General features: G+C 61.5%; 17 protein-coding genes and 3 pseudogenes. 9 read left to right on the top strand and 11 right to left on the bottom strand.

The genetic code is table 11. From position 1 onward, the window contains the following. The first annotated feature begins 74 nt into the window (after positions 1–74). Together NKJ01_RS36440 and NKJ01_RS09150 are read left to right on the top strand one after the other, a co-directional pair. Positions 75–212: a hypothetical protein gene (locus tag NKJ01_RS36440; RefSeq protein WP_023757364.1), complete on the top strand. Its 138-nt coding sequence runs from the start codon at positions 75–77 to the stop codon at positions 210–212. A 2-nt stretch (positions 213–214) separates the two neighbouring features. Then, the gene (locus NKJ01_RS09150; RefSeq protein WP_352727534.1) at positions 215–472 is read left to right on the top strand and encodes a hypothetical protein; all 258 of its coding nucleotides are present in this window, start codon (positions 215–217) and stop codon (positions 470–472) included. Positions 473–478: 6 nt separating this feature from the next. Here the strand turns inward: NKJ01_RS09150 and NKJ01_RS09155 are convergent. The 4 genes and pseudogenes from NKJ01_RS09155 to NKJ01_RS09170 all read right to left on the bottom strand — a co-directional run bounded on the left by NKJ01_RS09155 (position 479) and on the right by NKJ01_RS09170 (position 3,536). Further along, a pseudogene (locus NKJ01_RS09155) lies at positions 479–1,530 on the bottom strand (dipeptidase). 143 nt (positions 1,531–1,673) lie between these two features. Beyond that, positions 1,674–1,973 carry a GNAT family N-acetyltransferase gene (locus NKJ01_RS09160; protein ID WP_023757367.1) on the bottom strand — a complete coding sequence of 100 codons (300 nt, stop codon included), beginning with the start codon at positions 1,971–1,973 and terminating at the stop codon, positions 1,674–1,676. Between the two features lie 3 nt (positions 1,974–1,976). Further along, positions 1,977–2,597 (bottom strand): alpha/beta hydrolase, encoded by a 621-nt coding sequence (locus tag NKJ01_RS09165; protein WP_352727535.1) that lies wholly within the window; start codon positions 2,595–2,597, stop codon positions 1,977–1,979. A gap of 4 nt (positions 2,598–2,601) precedes the next feature. After that, positions 2,602–3,536 (bottom strand): annotated as a pseudogene (locus tag NKJ01_RS09170) (VOC family protein). A 228-nt stretch (positions 3,537–3,764) separates the two neighbouring features. Between NKJ01_RS09170 and NKJ01_RS09175 the strand changes: the two are divergent. Further along, a complete protein-coding gene (locus NKJ01_RS09175; protein WP_352727536.1) occupies positions 3,765–5,330 on the top strand; it encodes an alkaline phosphatase family protein in 1,566 nt (521 codons plus the stop codon). A gap of 51 nt (positions 5,331–5,381) precedes the next feature. Here the strand turns inward: NKJ01_RS09175 and NKJ01_RS09180 are convergent, their stop codons facing one another. After that, the gene (locus tag NKJ01_RS09180) at positions 5,382–6,626 is read right to left on the bottom strand and encodes a PRC-barrel domain-containing protein (RefSeq protein ID WP_352727537.1); all 1,245 of its coding nucleotides are present in this window, start codon (positions 6,624–6,626) and stop codon (positions 5,382–5,384) included. 274 nt (positions 6,627–6,900) lie between these two features. Between NKJ01_RS09180 and NKJ01_RS09185 the strand changes: the two genes are divergently transcribed. Further along, on the top strand, positions 6,901–7,821 hold the full coding sequence (locus NKJ01_RS09185; RefSeq protein WP_352727538.1) for a diacylglycerol/lipid kinase family protein: 921 nt from the start codon (positions 6,901–6,903) through the stop codon (positions 7,819–7,821). A gap of 29 nt (positions 7,822–7,850) precedes the next feature. On the opposite strand, the gene NKJ01_RS09190 is transcribed toward NKJ01_RS09185, so the two are convergent. After that, positions 7,851–8,024 carry a hypothetical protein gene (locus tag NKJ01_RS09190; protein WP_352727539.1) on the bottom strand — a complete coding sequence of 58 codons (174 nt, stop codon included), beginning with the start codon at positions 8,022–8,024 and terminating at the stop codon, positions 7,851–7,853. A gap of 137 nt (positions 8,025–8,161) precedes the next feature. On the opposite strand from NKJ01_RS09190, the gene NKJ01_RS09195 reads away from it, so the two are divergent. Beyond that, on the top strand, positions 8,162–9,694 hold the full coding sequence (locus tag NKJ01_RS09195) for a sensor histidine kinase (protein ID WP_352727540.1): 1,533 nt from the start codon (positions 8,162–8,164) through the stop codon (positions 9,692–9,694). A 63-nt stretch (positions 9,695–9,757) separates the two neighbouring features. Here NKJ01_RS09195 and NKJ01_RS09200 read toward each other — a convergent pair whose 3' ends face one another. From NKJ01_RS09200 to NKJ01_RS09210, 3 genes and pseudogenes are all read right to left on the bottom strand, one after another. Continuing rightward, positions 9,758–10,216 (bottom strand): hypothetical protein, encoded by a 459-nt coding sequence (locus NKJ01_RS09200; RefSeq protein ID WP_352727541.1) that lies wholly within the window; start codon positions 10,214–10,216, stop codon positions 9,758–9,760. Positions 10,217–10,228: 12 nt separating this feature from the next. Further along, positions 10,229–10,555, bottom strand: coding sequence for an ElaB/YgaM/YqjD family protein (locus NKJ01_RS09205; protein ID WP_023757377.1), 327 nt, complete (start codon positions 10,553–10,555; stop codon positions 10,229–10,231). Positions 10,556–10,682: 127 nt separating this feature from the next. Next, positions 10,683–11,020: pseudogene (locus NKJ01_RS09210) on the bottom strand (helix-turn-helix domain-containing protein). A gap of 167 nt (positions 11,021–11,187) precedes the next feature. Here NKJ01_RS09210 and NKJ01_RS09215 point away from each other — a divergent pair. Next, positions 11,188–11,592 (top strand): response regulator, encoded by a 405-nt coding sequence (locus NKJ01_RS09215; RefSeq protein WP_352727542.1) that lies wholly within the window; start codon positions 11,188–11,190, stop codon positions 11,590–11,592. A 42-nt stretch (positions 11,593–11,634) separates the two neighbouring features. Here the strand turns inward: NKJ01_RS09215 and NKJ01_RS09220 are convergent, their stop codons facing one another. Further along, positions 11,635–12,186 carry a sigma-70 family RNA polymerase sigma factor gene (locus tag NKJ01_RS09220; protein WP_023757381.1) on the bottom strand — a complete coding sequence of 184 codons (552 nt, stop codon included), beginning with the start codon at positions 12,184–12,186 and terminating at the stop codon, positions 11,635–11,637. 3 nt (positions 12,187–12,189) lie between these two features. Next, on the bottom strand, positions 12,190–12,393 hold the full coding sequence (locus NKJ01_RS09225) for a NepR family anti-sigma factor (RefSeq protein WP_023757382.1): 204 nt from the start codon (positions 12,391–12,393) through the stop codon (positions 12,190–12,192). A 222-nt stretch (positions 12,394–12,615) separates the two neighbouring features. Between NKJ01_RS09225 and NKJ01_RS09230 the strand changes: the two genes are divergently transcribed. The 3 genes from NKJ01_RS09230 to NKJ01_RS09240 all read left to right on the top strand — a co-directional run bounded on the left by NKJ01_RS09230 (position 12,616) and on the right by NKJ01_RS09240 (position 15,044). Then, positions 12,616–13,410 (top strand): response regulator, encoded by a 795-nt coding sequence (locus tag NKJ01_RS09230; protein ID WP_352727543.1) that lies wholly within the window; start codon positions 12,616–12,618, stop codon positions 13,408–13,410. Between the two features lie 251 nt (positions 13,411–13,661). Beyond that, complete coding sequence (locus NKJ01_RS09235; RefSeq protein ID WP_006203859.1) at positions 13,662–13,826, top strand: DUF1328 domain-containing protein; 165 nt, start codon at positions 13,662–13,664, stop codon at positions 13,824–13,826. Between the two features lie 186 nt (positions 13,827–14,012). Then, positions 14,013–15,044 (top strand): sensor histidine kinase, encoded by a 1,032-nt coding sequence (locus NKJ01_RS09240; RefSeq protein WP_023757384.1) that lies wholly within the window; start codon positions 14,013–14,015, stop codon positions 15,042–15,044. Positions 15,045–15,340 lie beyond the last annotated feature (296 nt).

Below are 15,340 nucleotides of genomic sequence, written 5' to 3' on the forward strand. Positions count from 1 at the left end.
GCCGAACACTCCATCGCCTACCACGATGGCCAAGGGCAACATCGCCATCGCTGGCGCGGCCATGTGGTGATACTATGGCTGGCGACCTCTGGGTCGAGATCTACGCCATGCGCGAGCTGCAGTACCAGAAACTGATGAAGCGGGCCAAGGTGGTGGCACGGCCGTTCATCAAGCTCGACCGCCGCGCCGCCAATCCGCCGGCGGATTTCTGATCATGGACGACGCCGACAAGCCTGGAGAAGATGGGGAAGCCGCCGAGCAGTGGGCGCTCATCAACACGCCCCTCGGCGAAAAGTGGTCAGGCCGCACGCGGTATGCCGCCGCCATGTTCTTCTACAAGCGCAACGAGATGAGCGCCGAGACGCTTGAAGTCTACCGCATTTGCGCACGGCTCGATTCCGAAAATCCGCTGCCGATCATCCGTGATCGCGGGATCGGCAGCGATTGGCTGAAGCGCATGGGCTTCCAATAGGTCGTTCTAACCGATCGTCTTCTCGAGCATGTTGAGCCAGTTGCGATAAGCGATCTTCTCGATCAGCGCGCGGCCGAAGCCACGCGCTGCCAAAGCATCGATCAACTTCGGCAGGCCGGCGACGTCGCCGATGGCCGCCGGGATCATGGCACCGTCGAAGTCCGAGCCGAGGCCGACGCCGTCCTCACCCAAAGCCTGCAGCAGTGAATCGACATGGCGCACCATGATGTCGAGGCTGGTGTCGGCATTCATCCGGCCGTCCTCGCGCAGGAAGCCGGTGGCGAAATTCAGTCCGACCATACCGCCGGATTCGCGGATCGCACCGAGTTGCCAGTCGATGAGGTTGCGCGAATGGCCGCTGATCGCATGCACGTTGGAATGGGTGGCGACCAGCGGCGAATCGCTTAGCGCGGCAACATCGCGAAAACCTTTTTCATTGAGATGCGAGAGATCGATCATGATCTTCAGCTGGTTGCAGGCCTTGACCAGTGCCTTGCCGGCATCGGTCAGGCCGGGCCCTGTGTCGGGCGAGGAGGGGAAGCGGAATGGCACGCCGTGACCGAAAGCATTAGGCCTGCTCCAGACGATGCCGAGCGAGCGCAGGCCGGCCTGATGCAGCACGTCGAGCATGGTAAGCTCGGGATCGATCGCTTCGACCCCTTCGATATGGAACACGGCTGCGATCGAGCCTTGCGCCATGGCATTGCGCACGTCGCCCGCGCTGCGGCAGACGGTGAGCGCTGCGGCCCGTTCCAGCCGGAACAGGATCGAGGCCATCTCGAAGTCAGCGCATCACTGCGCGGAACCTCGGGCGGCAGCGGCTCCGCATCGCTCGGCGCCGGGGGCACGGGGCTGCGCCTGGATTTCTCGACGGGCGGCGGAAAGATGGCGAACATGCCGCCGGCAAAGCCGCCGGCCTTGGCACGCGGCAGGTCGATATGGCCGCCCGATTTTCCCTCTATGAACAGCTTTTCGACATCCGCGTCTTTCGACTGATAAAGTCTGAGCAACGTATCGTTATGGCCGTCGAAGACGGGAACGAGGTCGGTTTCGGTCATGGGGGATCATTCGGTTCGTTTGTCGGCGATGTGGCTGCTGTAGATCATATCTACTTAGGCAGGATGCGCCACCCGGGCAAATGCCAAAGCCACTCCGGTGAGACTGCAGCCGCGTGTCACGCCGTTTGCGAACAACGATATCCCTACTTCTTCAGCACGTCGGCCCATTCCTGGTGTCGGCGGAACTGGGCGTTGGCGAACGGGCAGAGAGGAATGATTTTCTTGCCCGCCGCACGCGCATCCTCGACGGCGCGGGTGACGAGCCGAAGCCCGGCACCCTGGCCGCGAAACGCGTCCGGCACCTCGGTGTGGTCGATGATGATCTGGTGCTCGCCAATCTTGGTGAAGGTCATCTCGGCCTCGGCGCCACCCGGCCCGCGCAGGACATAGCGCCCCTTGGAACCGCGATCCTCCAATTCGATCTCAGGCAGTTGGTCAGGCATCGCTTACACTCCTTGGGTGGCGCCGGCGAAGAGCCGCCGCGCCGCTTCGATCTCGTTTGGCCGCACCTCGTGCCCGCCTTCATGCCACTCCACAGTGACATCGGCACCATCGGCACGCAAATAGGCTTCGAGCCGCATCGTCAGGTTCGGCGGGCATATCGGATCGCGCTTGCCGGCGGTCAACAGAATATGACGGCCCGCGAGGCTGCCCTTGACCTTCGGTTCGAACGGGATGAGCGGATGCATCAGCACTGAGGCGTCGAACTGCGCCGGTCTGGCAAAAATAACGGAGGCCAGGATGTTGGCGCCATTGGAGTAGCCGAGGCCGAGCACGGCCGACGGCTTCGCCGTCTCGACATGCGCCTTGACGAAGCGCGCCATCTTGTCCGTCGCCCGTGCCAGATCGTCCATGTCGTAGACGCCCTCGCCGCTGCGGCGAAAGAAGCGCGCGGCACCTTGTTCCGACACATCGCCGCGCGGCGAAATGATGGTCGCCTGCGGCGCGAGATCGCGCCCCAGCGACAGAAGCTGGTTCTCATCGGCTCCCGTGCCATGAAGGACGAACAGCAGCGGGCCGCCCGGCGAACCGGGCAGCTGCTTGTGGATGTACGCGTCCTTGCTCATGAGCTCAGCCTTCCAGTTTCTGCAGATGCTGTTCGAGATGGGATCGCAGGTGCTGATGCTGCGTCGGCAGCTTCAACGCCTCGCCGAGATGAGCGGTATCCTCGTCGCGATCGAAGCCTGGTTCGTTGGTGGCGACTTCGAACAGCACGCCACCCGGCGTGCGGAAATAGATCGCCCAGAAGTAGTCGCGATCGATCACCGGCGTCACCCCATAGCCGGTGTCCATCAACGCCTTGCGCACTTCGAGCTGCTTGGCGCGGTTCTCGACCGCGAAGGCGACATGGTGGACGGAGCCGGCGCCCAGATCGGCGAAGGCGGCGGTCGGCAGCGATTCGATGTCGACGACATCGGCGCCGTTGCCGTTCTTCACAGCGAGCCGCCTGACATTGCCTGATTTCTCGATCTCCCCTCGTAGCCCATGAATTTCAAAAGCTCCTCGGTAGCGCCGCCATCCTTCAGACGCAGCGACACCGAGTGGAAGCCGCGGATCGCCTCATCAACGGGAATGCCGCCTTTCGCCCATGGCGCTCTGCTGTCCGCCTTGTCTTGGACCAGCGCGAAACCATCGCCATCGGGGCCTGCAAAGGCCAGACGCTTCTCGCCGAACGTCACTTCGCGCGACACGCCGGCGACGCCCTCATCGGCAAAACGCTTTTCCCAATAGCCAAGCGTACCCTCCGGCACCGAATAAACCGTGGTACCGACTTCGCCGACGCCATGCCGGCCCTTTCCGATGTTAGGGAACGGGAAATAGGTCATCACCGAACCGGGCGTGCCTGTCTCGTCGCCGTAATAGAGATGGTAGACATCGGGCGCGTCGAAGTTGACGGTCTTCTTGACTCGGCGCTGGCCGAGCTTCTGGGTGAAGAACTCATTGTTCTGCCGGGCATCCCTGGCCATCGAGGTGACGTGATGCAGGCCCTTGATCTGGTCGAGCATTGTCTTGCTCCTTCCCTTGGTGCTTGTGCGGCCCTCGCCGCTGTCCACGCCAATATGAGGATGCGGGCGCCTAAGGCAAAGGCGGCAAACACAGAATGGACTGTGTTGTACAAGTGAACAATTGATGGGGAACCGTTCACCAAACGACTCACAAGACAGACTTGCGCCGTCGGCAGAATTCGGTTCCATGAGCGGCGTTTTCGAGCATCCGGACAGGGGGTATCGCGAGTGACTGGGAAAACCAGGCGGCCTAACATTCTGCTGATCACATGCGACCAGTGGCGCGGCGATTGCCTGTCGGCCGCGGGCCACCCGCTCGTGAAGACGCCGAATGCCGATGCGCTGGCCGCGGAGGGTGTGCTGTTCAAACGGCACTATGGCGGCGCGGCGCCCTGCTCGCCGGCCCGCGCCTGCCTCTACACTGGCCTCTACCAGATGAACAACCGCGTCTGCCGCAACGGCACGCCGCTCGATGCCCGCCACGGCAATATCGCGCTGCATGCACGCGGCCTGGGCTACGATCCGACGCTGTTCGGCTACACCGACGTCTCGCTCGATCCACGCTTGCTGGCGCCGGGCGACCCGCGGCTGCAAAGCTATGAAGGCGTGCTGCCGGGCTTTGCGGTGCGCCAGTTGCTGCCCGAACATCAGAAGCAGTGGCTTTCCTGGCTGAAGCAGCGGGGCATCGACATCAGCGCCGGATCTCCCGACATCCACCGCCCGGTGGCCCAAGGCAAGGCCAGCTCATCCGTCAGCAACGCGCCGCCTGTTTACGCCAGGAACGAAACCCCTGCCGCCTTCCTCACCGGTGAATTCACGCGCTGGCTCGGAGAGCAGGAGGACGCGGCTCCTTGGTTCGCGCATCTTTCCTTCATCAGCCCGCACCCGCCCTTCATCGTCCCGGAGCCCTACAACACGATGTATGATCCGGGCGACGGACCTTCCTTCCAGCGTGCGGCAAACTGGCAGACAGAGGCCGAAAGCCATCCCTATCTCGCCTTTGATCTAGGCCGGCAGAAGCAGATGAAATTCCGTCCCGACGCCAAGGGCAAGGTGCACGACTGGAACGAGGACGACTTTCGCGGTATCCGCGCCATCTATTACGGCATGATCTCCGAGGTCGACGCGCAGCTCGGTCGCATCTGGCAAGCGGTCAAGGCCGCAGGCGCGTGGGACGACACGATCATCGTGCTGACATCGGACCATGCCGAGATGATGGGCGACCATTTCATGCTGGGCAAGGGCGGCTACTTCGACGGCAGCTACCACATTCCGCTGATCATCCGCGACCCGCGCCACGCCCAGGCCGCCGGCGGCAGCGTCGATCGCTTCACCGAAGCTGTGGACATTTTGCCGACGCTTCTCGATCTGCTCGGCGAGGCTTCCGCGCCGCATCTCGACGGATACTCGCTGAAGCCGTTCGTGGGCGGCGGAAGCCCTCCGGACTGGCGCGATGCCGCGCACTGGGAGTTCGATTTCCGTTCGATCGCCGATGGTGAGGCTGAACGGCATTTCGGCATCGCCTCACGCCAGTGCAACCTCGCCGTCATCCGCACAGAAAAATTCAAATATGTGCATTTCGGTGGCGGCCTGCCGCCGCTGCTGTTCGACCTCGAAAGCGATCCGGGCGAACTGGACAATCTCGCAGCCTCCCCTGAGCATCTCGCCGTGCGGCTGGAGTTTGCCGAACGGCTCCTTGCCTGGCGTGCGGAACATCTTGACCAGTCGCTGGCACTGGCAGAGCTGACGGAGCACGGCGTGGTTGGTCACATAGCTGGAGTGGTAAGGGGATAAGGGCAGTAAGGCGAACCGTTACATCGACGGTCCAGCCCTACTGCCTGTTGCCTACCTCATGATCATGCGCTGCTGATCGCGCTTTTGGGCATAGCTGCCCTTGTCATAGGCGGTTTGAGCCTCAAGCTGTTGCTTGGTGAAGGTCGTGTAGAGATACCTCTTGCCGTTCTTGTCGGTCATGAATTTGAGATTGTCCATGCCGACCGCGACTTCCTTCGCGCCAATGCCGAGGAAGCCGCCGACATCGACAATCACGGCATCGGGTTTTTTGTCGGGGGTCAAGACGACGTCGCCGATCACGCCGACCTTGGCGTCGTTGGCACCGTAGACGGTGGTGCCCTTCAGGTCGTTGACGCGGATCTCACCAACCGGCATTTCCGTCAGCGCAGACTTGTCGATGGCTGCGGTCTTTGTTTGGTCAGGTGCCGTCGCGGCGGCCGGTGCGGTTGCTGGAGGCGCATTGGAAGCCGTCGTTGCCGGCAGCGGATCATAGGCCTTGCGGTTGAAATCCGGCTGCGCCTGCAGCTCTTCCTTGGTGGTCTGGGCCACCAGCCAGCGATCGCCGTTCCTCTCGGCCCATTTGGCCTTGTTGAAATCATAGGGGACGTTCTTGGCCCCTATACCAAGGAATCCGCCAACGCCGATGATCAGGGACTGCGCTTTGCCTTCCTTGGTCAGAACGATGTCGTTGACACTGCCGATGTTCTGCGCGTCATCGCCGGTGCCGTTGTAGACGGTTTCGCCGATGATGTTGGTGGCAAGATTGCCGTCGGCGCGCTTCACGGGTTCCGTCGGAGCGGCGTTCATGTCGACAGGGTTTTGCGCGGTATTCGTCGTCGCAGGTGCTGTTGGCGCCGCAGTCGGAGCGGCAGGCGCAGGAGCGTAGGGCTTCGTGTCGAATTCAGCCTGCGCAGTCAACTCTTCCTTGGTGGTCCGGGCAACCAGCCAGCGGTCGCCGTTCTTTTCGGCCCATTGCAGTTTGTCATAGTCGAACGCGACGTTTTTCATGCCTACGCCCAGAAATCCGCCGACGCCTATGATGACGGATTTCGCCTGCCCATCCTTGTCGAAGACGACGTCAGTGACCTTGCCGATGTTCTCGGCATCATCGGCGGTGCCGTTGTAGACGGATTCGCCGATGATGTTGGTGACGATGCTGCCCTCTGCGCGCACAGGAGCGGCGCCTGGCTGCTGAACGGCAGGGGCGCTCGGCGCCGGGGCTGTCGTACTCTGCGCGTGGGCCCCGCTCGCGACCAGCGCTGCGAGTGCGGTCGTGGCTAAGAGGTTGCGGATCATGATGTTCTCTCCTCGTGCCTGATTTCGTGCGCCGCGCGTCGCTAAAGGAGATCGGACGCGGCGTTTTTTACAGCTTCACAACGTCGTGAGCGTGCTGTTGTTCCGACAAAAAGCGCGGGCGTCCGTGCCAGAATCACCGGGCGATGTGCCTTGGCCGCAGAGCGAGCGAAGCGAATGTCGATTGCTCTCGGGCGGAACCTTTCCCGCTTCACCGCGTTTCAGCCTGCGGCTGGGTCTGTCCCGGTCCAACCATGGTTGAATGACGGAGCGGGGCATGAAATTTGCAGCGGTGCTGAACCGGGAAGGTGGCACCTTGCGCACAACCGACATTGCCGCTTTCTCCGACAGGATGCATCGGACGCTGGAGACGGCAGGTCACTCTCTCAGCATCGAGATTGTCGCCGGCAAGGATGTAGTGGAAACGCTCGACAGCGTGGCTTCACGTCGCACTATCGACGTCGTGCTGGCAGGTGGCGGCGACGGGACCATTTCCGCCGCGGCTGCCCGGCTAATGGGCACGAAGAAGGCGCTCGCCATATTGCCGGCCGGTACCATGAACCTGTTCGCACGAGGGCTGGGTATTCCCCAGACGCTCGATGCCGCGCTTGAATCTTTCGCCGATGGCGAAATCATTGCGGTCGACATGGCGACTGCCAACGGCAGGCCCTTCATCCACCAGTTCTCGATCGGCATACATGCGAAGCTGGTGCAACTGCGCCAAAAGATGGAGTTTGGTTCACGCCTGGGAAAAATCCGCGCCTCGGCCAAGGCGGCCTGGGCCACGATCAACAATCCACCGGCGATGAACGTGACGCTCAGCATCGGCGACGCCGAGATGGCGGCCCGCATTACCGGCATCGGCATCACCAACAATCTGTTCGGCGAAGGCCACTTACCCTATGCCGACAACCCAGCAGGCGGCGTGCTTGGCGTCTATATCACGGTGGCGCAACAGCGCGCCGAACTGGTCAAATTCTTCTTCAATATGGCGCGCGGCAAATGGCGCGACAACGAACATGTCGAAATTCATCAGGCGAACAAGACGGTCCTGAAAATCCATTCGGGGAGCAGCAAGTTTCGTGCCGTGATGGATGGAGAACTGGTTCGTCTCGACCGTGAAACGACGATCGAAATCCACCCTGGCGCACTGAATGTCCTGGTGCCGGCCAGCGTCGCCGAGGCAAAGGCCGCCTGATGCGATCTCTAGCGATGAAGCCCGAAAATCTAGCCGCCCGGCGCACTTCCTTGCTCTGTCGCCGGCGTCTTGACAATTTCACCATAGATCTCGGCGATGCCCCAGGCAGCGAAGGCCAGCAACAGCGCGGCAATCAAAATGCGCAGGCCGTGCCAGCCCCATCGCCCCTGACGCGCCTTATTTTCGGGAATGATCTTGGGCATGGTCGGTCCTTATCTCGTTTTGCACCAGGTGACGCGTCTGGCACAATATGGTCAGGTAACGGTTCCTCGCTAGGATGGTTCCGGGCCGACGAAGACGGCGCGCGGGCGAGGACGAAGACCGGGCATTGGGGACTTGGGTGAATAGCAAGGCCAAGATAGTGCCGGATTTGCCGGCCGAAGTTGCGTGCGCGGTCGAGGACGAGGACCGGCTGGCCGTGCTGCATGGGCTGGAGATACTGGATACTGCGGCCGACCCGGATTTCGACCGCATCAGCAGTCTTGCCGCGGCGGTGATGCAGGTGCCGATCGCCACTGTCACCCTCGTTGACAATGGGCGGCAATGGTTCAAATCCTGCTTCGGTTTGGACGAGACCGCGGCCGCGGCCGATACGTCCTTCTGCGCCCATGCGATTGCCGCCGGCCACGAACCGATGGTGGTCGCGGATGCAACGACGGATCCCCGTTTCAAGGCCAACCCGCTGGTCACTGGCAAGCACCATGTACGCTTCTATGCCGGCGCGCCGATAATCGTGGCGGGTGCGCGCATCGGCGCGCTGTGCGTGCTCGACAGCAAGCCTCATCCCTTTCCATCCCGCGCCGAGCTCGACCAGTTGAAGGCGCTCGCCGACCTCGCCGCCAGCCTGTTCATCTTGAAGGACGCGACCCGCAGCGGCGCCATCGCCGAGGCTGCGCTCGTGCGCGAGGAAAAACGACGCGCCATCGCGCTCGACGCGGCATCGCTCGCCAGCTGGGCGTGGGACATCCGTACCGACGTCATCGAATGCGACACGTTGCTGACGGAGCTGTTCAACCTGCCGCGCTCAAACCGGTTGCGGGCACGCGACATCCTCACCGCCATCGATCCGCGCGACGTCTACCAGACCGAGACCCGCTTTCGCGATGCCTTGACTGGCAGCGACGACTATTTCGGCGAATACCGGGTGAAGGGCATTCATCCGCCGCGCTGGCTCGCCACGCGTGGCCGCGTCATCGAGCGAGACGGCGACGGCAAGCCGACGCTGATCTTCGGCGTCAACTACGACATATCGGAGCGCAAGCTTGGCGACGAACGTCAACGGCTGCTGCTGCGTGAGCTCAACCACCGCGTCAAGAACACGCTGGCGACGGTCCAGGCACTGGCGACGCAGACCGTGCGTCATGCCCGCCAGCCGAGCGAATTCCTCGAGGCCTTTGGCGCCCGGCTTCAGGCCTTGGGCATCGCCCACAGCCTGCTATCGGACCGCGAGTGGCGCGGCATCGGCATCCGTGAACTCGTCCAGATCGAGGTCAGGCCCTTCGACACGGCCAAACAGGCGCGCCTGACGATCTCCGGCGACGATTTGCTGCTGTCGCCCGACCAGGCCGTAGGGCTCGGCCTGATCCTGCATGAACTGGGTAGCAATGCACTGCAGTACGGATCGCTGTCGGTGGTATCAGGCAGGATTGATCTCGGCTGGAGGAAGCAAGGCAGAAAGGGCGCCCAACGCCTTGTGCTGACCTGGCGCGAAAGCGGCGGCCCGCAAGTCGTCCCGCCTGAGCGGCATGGCTTCGGCTCGATCCTCATCCGCCGCAGCCTTGCCAAGGTCATTGCCAGCGAAGTGACCCACGAATTCCGACCGGAAGGCGTGTTTGCCGAGATATCGATGCCGCTGGAGGATCTGTCGAAGTAACAGGCCATAATCCCGAAAAGTGGAAGCCGATTTCGGAAAAGATCATACTCGACAAAAAAGACCCTATTTCCGCTCGCTCTCGTCCGGATCATCAGGTTTCACATTCTCGCGGTAGATCGCGTAAGCCGCGAGCGCTACAGCCGGACCCAGAATGACACCGAGACCGCCTTTTCCCTTGAGCAGCGTCGGCAGCACGGCGAGCGCGGCGGCGATGCCAATTGCTTTCATGTCGGCGTTGCGGCGTTGCGCCCGGCGTCGGGCGCGCGAGCCTGCGGATAGCTGGTAAATCAGCAGAATCAGCCCGGCAAGCACCAAGAAAGCGGCGCCAAAGCCCAGCGCGGCGGCAAGCGACCCGTAGCGCGTCGCTGCCCAGATATAGGCTGCGCCGACCAGAAAACCGATACCACAGAGCGCGGCCGTCAGAGCGAGCCCATAGACGATTGCCGCCGTGCGCGCCCGGCGCACGGCGGCAACGGCTTCGCCCGACGCCAAGCCGGAAATCAGGGATGCGAGCATTCCCATCAGGGGATGCGACTAGCGTCGCGCGAGGAGCGCGAAAAGGAAACCGACGCCGGCAGCGATCGCCAATGACGTCACCGGTTTCTCACGTACGCTTGCCATCATTTGTGCTTCGATATCCTTGGCGTTGCTGCGCAGGCTGTCAAAGGCTGCTTCGCCTTGCGCACGCAGCTGCTCGACGCCTTCCGTGGCTGCACGACGCGCGGTGCCATAGCCATGCTCGCCGGTCTTGGCCAACTGCTTGGTGAGCTTGTCGATATCGGCCTTCAGCTGCCTGATATCGGCTTCGAGGTCCGCATTTGCACGGGCATCGCTTGCGGTCTTTCCTGCGGCAGTTGCCATCGCTTAACTCCCTGTGATTGCTCGATTTCAAACGCACCGCATGTCTCAAGGTTCCGACACCGGGGACAAACTAGCCGAAAACGCATCGGCGCGCACCTCGTCCGCCGACAAGGCAAAAGGCGCCTCGTCAGATCAGCGGCCGGCGCGCCTCGCCCAACCCTTCCCAGCTGGCCAGTCGCTTTAGCCCTTCAGCGTCGATGACTTCGCAGCCGCCGTCGCGCCAGGCGATCAGTTTGCGATCCATCAGCTTGCGGATCGTCTTGTTGGTATGAACCAGCGACAGGCCGAGCGTGTCGGCGATGTGTTGTTGAGTGATCGATATCTGGATGGAGTGCTTGCCGTTCAGCCCGACGACCTTGGCCCGGACCGTGGCACCGTTATCGACAGCGAGTTGCCCTTTTTGAATTTGCTGACGAAGGCCAGTTCCTGTTTTTCGAACTCGCGGAAAACCGGCAACGGCCGCAACGGGCAGTTCTCGCAGCTATATTGGCGGGTAGAGGGGAGCGACTGCTTTGCGCTGAAAAGCCGCTCTTCGGACGAACTGCATTTCAACGCGTTGCAAGGATTGAGGTTCCGCCGCCGGCCACATGTCTTTTTTAAATGACAGCACGCCAATTAGTGATCATGACTTAATGCATTTCAAGGAGACATCGCCTGTGCCCACATTGCTTGACGGATTGCGGATTCTCGTTCTGGAGGATGAATTTCTCATCGCCATGGATGTCGAGCAGCTTTGCCGTGACCACGGCGCCGGTGAAGTGGTGATCGCCCGCGATCTGACCGAGGTCGATGGCCGCGAGGTCGCCACACAGTTCGATGCAGCCATTGTCGATCTCATGGTGGCCGGTGCCTCGACACTCGATTTCGCTTCGGGGCTGCGCGCGGCAGGCGTACCTTTCGTATTTGCGACGGGCTATTCGGATGCCGATGAAATCAAGGCAGCCTTTCCTGGCGTCAGGCTGGTCGGCAAACCCTATTCGGGTGAAGACCTGGTGCAAGCGGTGGCGGCGGCCTGCGGACGTGCCTTTTCCGATTGAAACAATATCCCGACCTTGCGGATTGCGGCTGGCGATCGCAGGTCAACTGGCCGGCGTGCCCGTGACCTGGGCAGAAATCGCATCCGGACCATACTCGTCTTCGCCTGATATTTTCAGAATCTCCTGCAAGCGTGTGCGGGCCCGGCTGACCCGGCTCTTGATCGTCCCGACCGCGCATCCGCAGATCTCGGCGGCCTCTTCGTAGGAGAAACCCGACGCACCGATAAGGATGATGGCTTCGCGCTGGTCCTCTGGCAATTGTTCGAGGGCGCCGCGAAAATCCTTCAGGTCGAGCTGGCCATGCTGGGCCGGATGAACGGAAAGCCTGGCCGTCATGATGCCGTCGCTGTCTTGCACCTCGCGCCCGCGTTTGCGCATCTGCGAATAGAATTCATTGCGCAAGATGGTGAAAAGCCATGCTTTGAGGTTGGTACCGGGCTGGAAGCTCTCATGCTTGTCCCACGCCTTGACCAGCGTTTCCTGGACAAGATCGTCCGCTTTGTCGGCATTCTGCGTCAGCGACACAGCAAAAGCGCGCAAGCTCGGGATCGCCCCAAGCAGATCGGTCTTGAAGCCTTGGGAGACCGCTGCCATGCCTCAGTCCTTCTTCTGCGCAGGTTCGGCCTGTTCCAGTTGGCTGAGCAACCGGGCGAAGCGATCCGGCACATCGTCAGAGACCAGTTCGTCGTAATATTGTTTGAGTTTGCGTCCGATTTCGGAGTTCGGCCCAAGCGCGTCACCGGAACCGTTCCGGCGCCTGCCCGCGGCGCCAGCCAGAATATCTTTCGTCATATCCTTCATTTTGCCCTTATATTCCAGAAACCAAGCCGCTCACAACGGACTCGACAACGCGAAGCGGCCCCCTCGTCTGGTTGCCCCATCCCCGTTCCAAACGCTCTCTTCCCGCATTAGTTCCATCAGGGCCGGGAACTTTTTCTCAGGACCGGCGTTATTTCACTGGGCTTGCAATCGGCTCGATCTGCCATCTATGCAACCACGTCATTCTGAGGGAGACGTACTATCATGAGCTTATCTGCCACCATCGCACCACACCTGCCATTCCTGCGCCGCTTCTCGCGGGCCGTTTCCGGATCGCAGGAAAGTGGCGACGCCATGGTCGCCGCGATGCTCGAAGCCATCATAGCCGATATCGATATCTTCCCTGAGGCATCGAGCGACCGTATCGCACTGTACAAGGTTTTCGCCAAGCTGTTCACATCGGTCGCCATCCGCGTCCCGCAGGAGCACGCGCAATCGGCGTGGGAACAGCGGGCCGCCGCCAATCTGAATGCGATTGCGCCGCTTCCCCGTCAGGCCTTCCTGCTCGTCGCCGTCGAAGGTTTCAGCGAGGACGAGGCGGCAGAGATACTCGATGTCGGCGACCATGAATTTTCGGAGCTGCTGGCGCAGGCTAGCAGCGAGATTTCTCGCCAGGTGGCTACCGACGTACTGATCATCGAGGATGAACCGCTGATCGCAATGGACATAGAGGAAATGGTCGAGAGCCTCGGGCACCGCGTCGTCGGAACGGCGCGTACCCATGATGAGGCGGTGACGATGTTCGGCAAGACACGACCGAAGATGGTGCTGGCCGACATTCAGCTTGCCGACGGCAGTTCGGGTATCGAGGCGGTGAACGAGATCCTGTCGTCGACGTCGGTGCCGGTGATCTTCATCACCGCCTTTCCCGAGCGTCTGTTGACCGGCGAGCGTCCCGAACCGGCCTTTCTGGTCACCAAGCCGTTCAATCCGGACATGGTCAAGGCGCTGATCAGCCAGGCGCTGTTCTTCGATCGCCAGGCGAAAGCCGCCGCATAGTCGGGAATTGAGGAGTGGATGAATTGAAGAATTGACGAACCCGAGGCGGTAGCCTCGCTCGCCGATTTTCTCCATATCTTCAATTCATCAATTCTCCAATTCGTGCCGCCTGATGCACGCATCGGGCGGCGACGGCAAATTTCCCCGCGCCCCCAGCTCCGAACGATTTGCAAGCATCGTCTTTTTCGGCAAAGGGTGGAACAAACCGCATCTACCCACGTTTTCATCGCACCATTCGAAGGAGATGGATCATGCTTTACTGGGCGCTCGTATTTCTCGTCGTGGCAATCATCGCCGGCGCGCTTGGTTTCGGCGGTATCGCCGGTACATCTGCTGGCATAGCGCAGATATTGTTTTTCATCTTTCTCGCTTTCCTGATCATTTCGCTTCTTGCGGGTCTGTTCAGACGGGCGTGAGGACCGAGCGATCATCGAGCGAACACTGGAAGCCGCACCCCTCAAACGGTTTCCAGTCACCGCCGGGCGGTATCCTTCAAAGGGCACCGTCCGGCGGACCGCTTTGGAGGCTCGTTTCGGGAAATCTCCTGTGGAACCCATTCAACAGTGAGCCGTTCAGTCTGAGTTGGGTGGACAGATTGGCCGATGCGTTCCAGAATCGGAAATAGAGAGGACGATGTGCAAAGCGATGAGGTCATCGCCTTGCACCCTGCCGAAAACGGCATGCAGCTTGGTCGGGCTCTTCTCCACGCTTTGCACAATGCAGGCATTTCCGTTCTCTATCAGGATCGCGAGATGAGGACCGTATGGGCGCGCAACATGCGTGCGCCCTGGGTCTCCGATACCGCCGACAGCAATGGCATCCTGCCGGCGGCGCAGGCAGACCGCATTGGCGCGGCCAAACGCGACGTCATTGCATCCGGCAACCCGCAACATCTCGAGATCAGCGTTCCCGCCGAGGATGGCATCCGCTGGTTTCAAGTCTGGATCGATGCCGACCACGGCGATGGCGGCACGGTGCAAGGCGTCGTCACCACGATGGTCGAGACGACCGAGCAGAAACGCCGCGAGCAGACCCTCACGACGCTGTTGCGTGAAGTCAGTCATCGCTCGAAGAATCTGCTGGCGATCATTCAAAGCATAGCCACCCAGACCGGGCGCTACTCCGACGGCATCGGCGATTTCCTGACACGCTTCCGCGGCCGGCTGCAATCGCTGGCTTCATCCCAGGATCTCGTGACCTCCTCCAATTGGCGGGGCGCCGCACTTCGCGAACTGGTGTCGGGGCAGGTTGGCCGCTACGGCGGAGATCCGGTTCGCAGCCTGCGTTTTCAGGGGGCAAACCCCTATCTCAATCCCAACGCTGCCCTGCATATCGGCCTCGCCATGCATGAACTCGCCGTCAACTCGGTGAGCTATGGCGCCCTGTCGCGGCCGAATGGGTTTGTCGAGGTTACAGCCAGCCTGACTCCCGACGACACCGGGACCTCCCTGTCTCTGACGTGGGCCGAGACGATCGGAGCCAACGACAACCAGCGTAGCGAGAAGCGCTTCGGCAGCGTCGCACTCGAACGGGTCGTGCCGGCATCGCTGAACGGCACGGCGACGCTCGAAATCGCGGCTGATCGCCTCGAATACCGCCTTGTTGTTCCGCATGGCAATTTCGAGACGGAATGAGCGACCGGCGTTTGCCCGATCCTTAACCGGCTGTTCACCATAAAAGTCGATGCTGTTTTTCCGAGATACCGCTGGAACCTGTTGCATCGCCGGACATTTCCGCGGCAGGAACTTGCAGCCCGAGGCGTCCGTACTGACGCCTCCTGTCCCTCAGACCTCACAGCCCTTCTCGCCTTAGGTCTGGCTGCGGTCACACTCGCAGTCGTGCTCTTCCAACTGGCCTACTGATAGTCTGCGCCCCGCGCGCCATGCCCTCCATCCTTATGAGTCGCGAAGCTGCCGTGCAGAACTTTGCC

Origin of the sequence: Mesorhizobium sp. M0276 (genome assembly GCF_040321755.1) — a bacterium.
Classification (GTDB): Bacteria; Pseudomonadota; Alphaproteobacteria; order Rhizobiales; family Rhizobiaceae; genus Mesorhizobium.

Bases quoted from the DNA above. Each gene is read 5' to 3' on its own strand.
- NKJ01_RS09225 (WP_023757382.1), bottom strand. From the start codon at position 12,393: ATGAAGGATATGACGAAAGATATTCTGGCTGGCGCCGCGGGCAGGCGC.
- NKJ01_RS09160 (WP_023757367.1), bottom strand. From the start codon at position 1,973: ATGCCTGACCAACTGCCTGAGATCGAATTGGAGGATCGCGGTTCCAAG.
- NKJ01_RS09215 (WP_352727542.1), top strand. From the start codon at position 11,188: ATGCATTTCAAGGAGACATCGCCTGTGCCCACATTGCTTGACGGATTG.
- NKJ01_RS09180 (WP_352727537.1), bottom strand. From the start codon at position 6,626: ATGATCCGCAACCTCTTAGCCACGACCGCACTCGCAGCGCTGGTCGCG.
- NKJ01_RS09150 (WP_352727534.1), top strand. From the start codon at position 215: ATGGACGACGCCGACAAGCCTGGAGAAGATGGGGAAGCCGCCGAGCAG.
- NKJ01_RS09235 (WP_006203859.1), top strand. From the start codon at position 13,662: ATGCTTTACTGGGCGCTCGTATTTCTCGTCGTGGCAATCATCGCCGGC.
- NKJ01_RS09200 (WP_352727541.1), bottom strand. From the start codon at position 10,216: ATGGGAATGCTCGCATCCCTGATTTCCGGCTTGGCGTCGGGCGAAGCC.
- NKJ01_RS09205 (WP_023757377.1), bottom strand. From the start codon at position 10,555: ATGGCAACTGCCGCAGGAAAGACCGCAAGCGATGCCCGTGCAAATGCG.
- NKJ01_RS09220 (WP_023757381.1), bottom strand. From the start codon at position 12,186: ATGGCAGCGGTCTCCCAAGGCTTCAAGACCGATCTGCTTGGGGCGATC.
- NKJ01_RS36440 (WP_023757364.1), top strand. From the start codon at position 75: ATGGCTGGCGACCTCTGGGTCGAGATCTACGCCATGCGCGAGCTGCAG.
- NKJ01_RS09190 (WP_352727539.1), bottom strand. From the start codon at position 8,024: ATGCCCAAGATCATTCCCGAAAATAAGGCGCGTCAGGGGCGATGGGGC.
- NKJ01_RS09230 (WP_352727543.1), top strand. From the start codon at position 12,616: ATGAGCTTATCTGCCACCATCGCACCACACCTGCCATTCCTGCGCCGC.
- NKJ01_RS09185 (WP_352727538.1), top strand. From the start codon at position 6,901: ATGAAATTTGCAGCGGTGCTGAACCGGGAAGGTGGCACCTTGCGCACA.
- NKJ01_RS09240 (WP_023757384.1), top strand. From the start codon at position 14,013: ATGCGTTCCAGAATCGGAAATAGAGAGGACGATGTGCAAAGCGATGAG.
- NKJ01_RS09165 (WP_352727535.1), bottom strand. From the start codon at position 2,597: ATGAGCAAGGACGCGTACATCCACAAGCAGCTGCCCGGTTCGCCGGGC.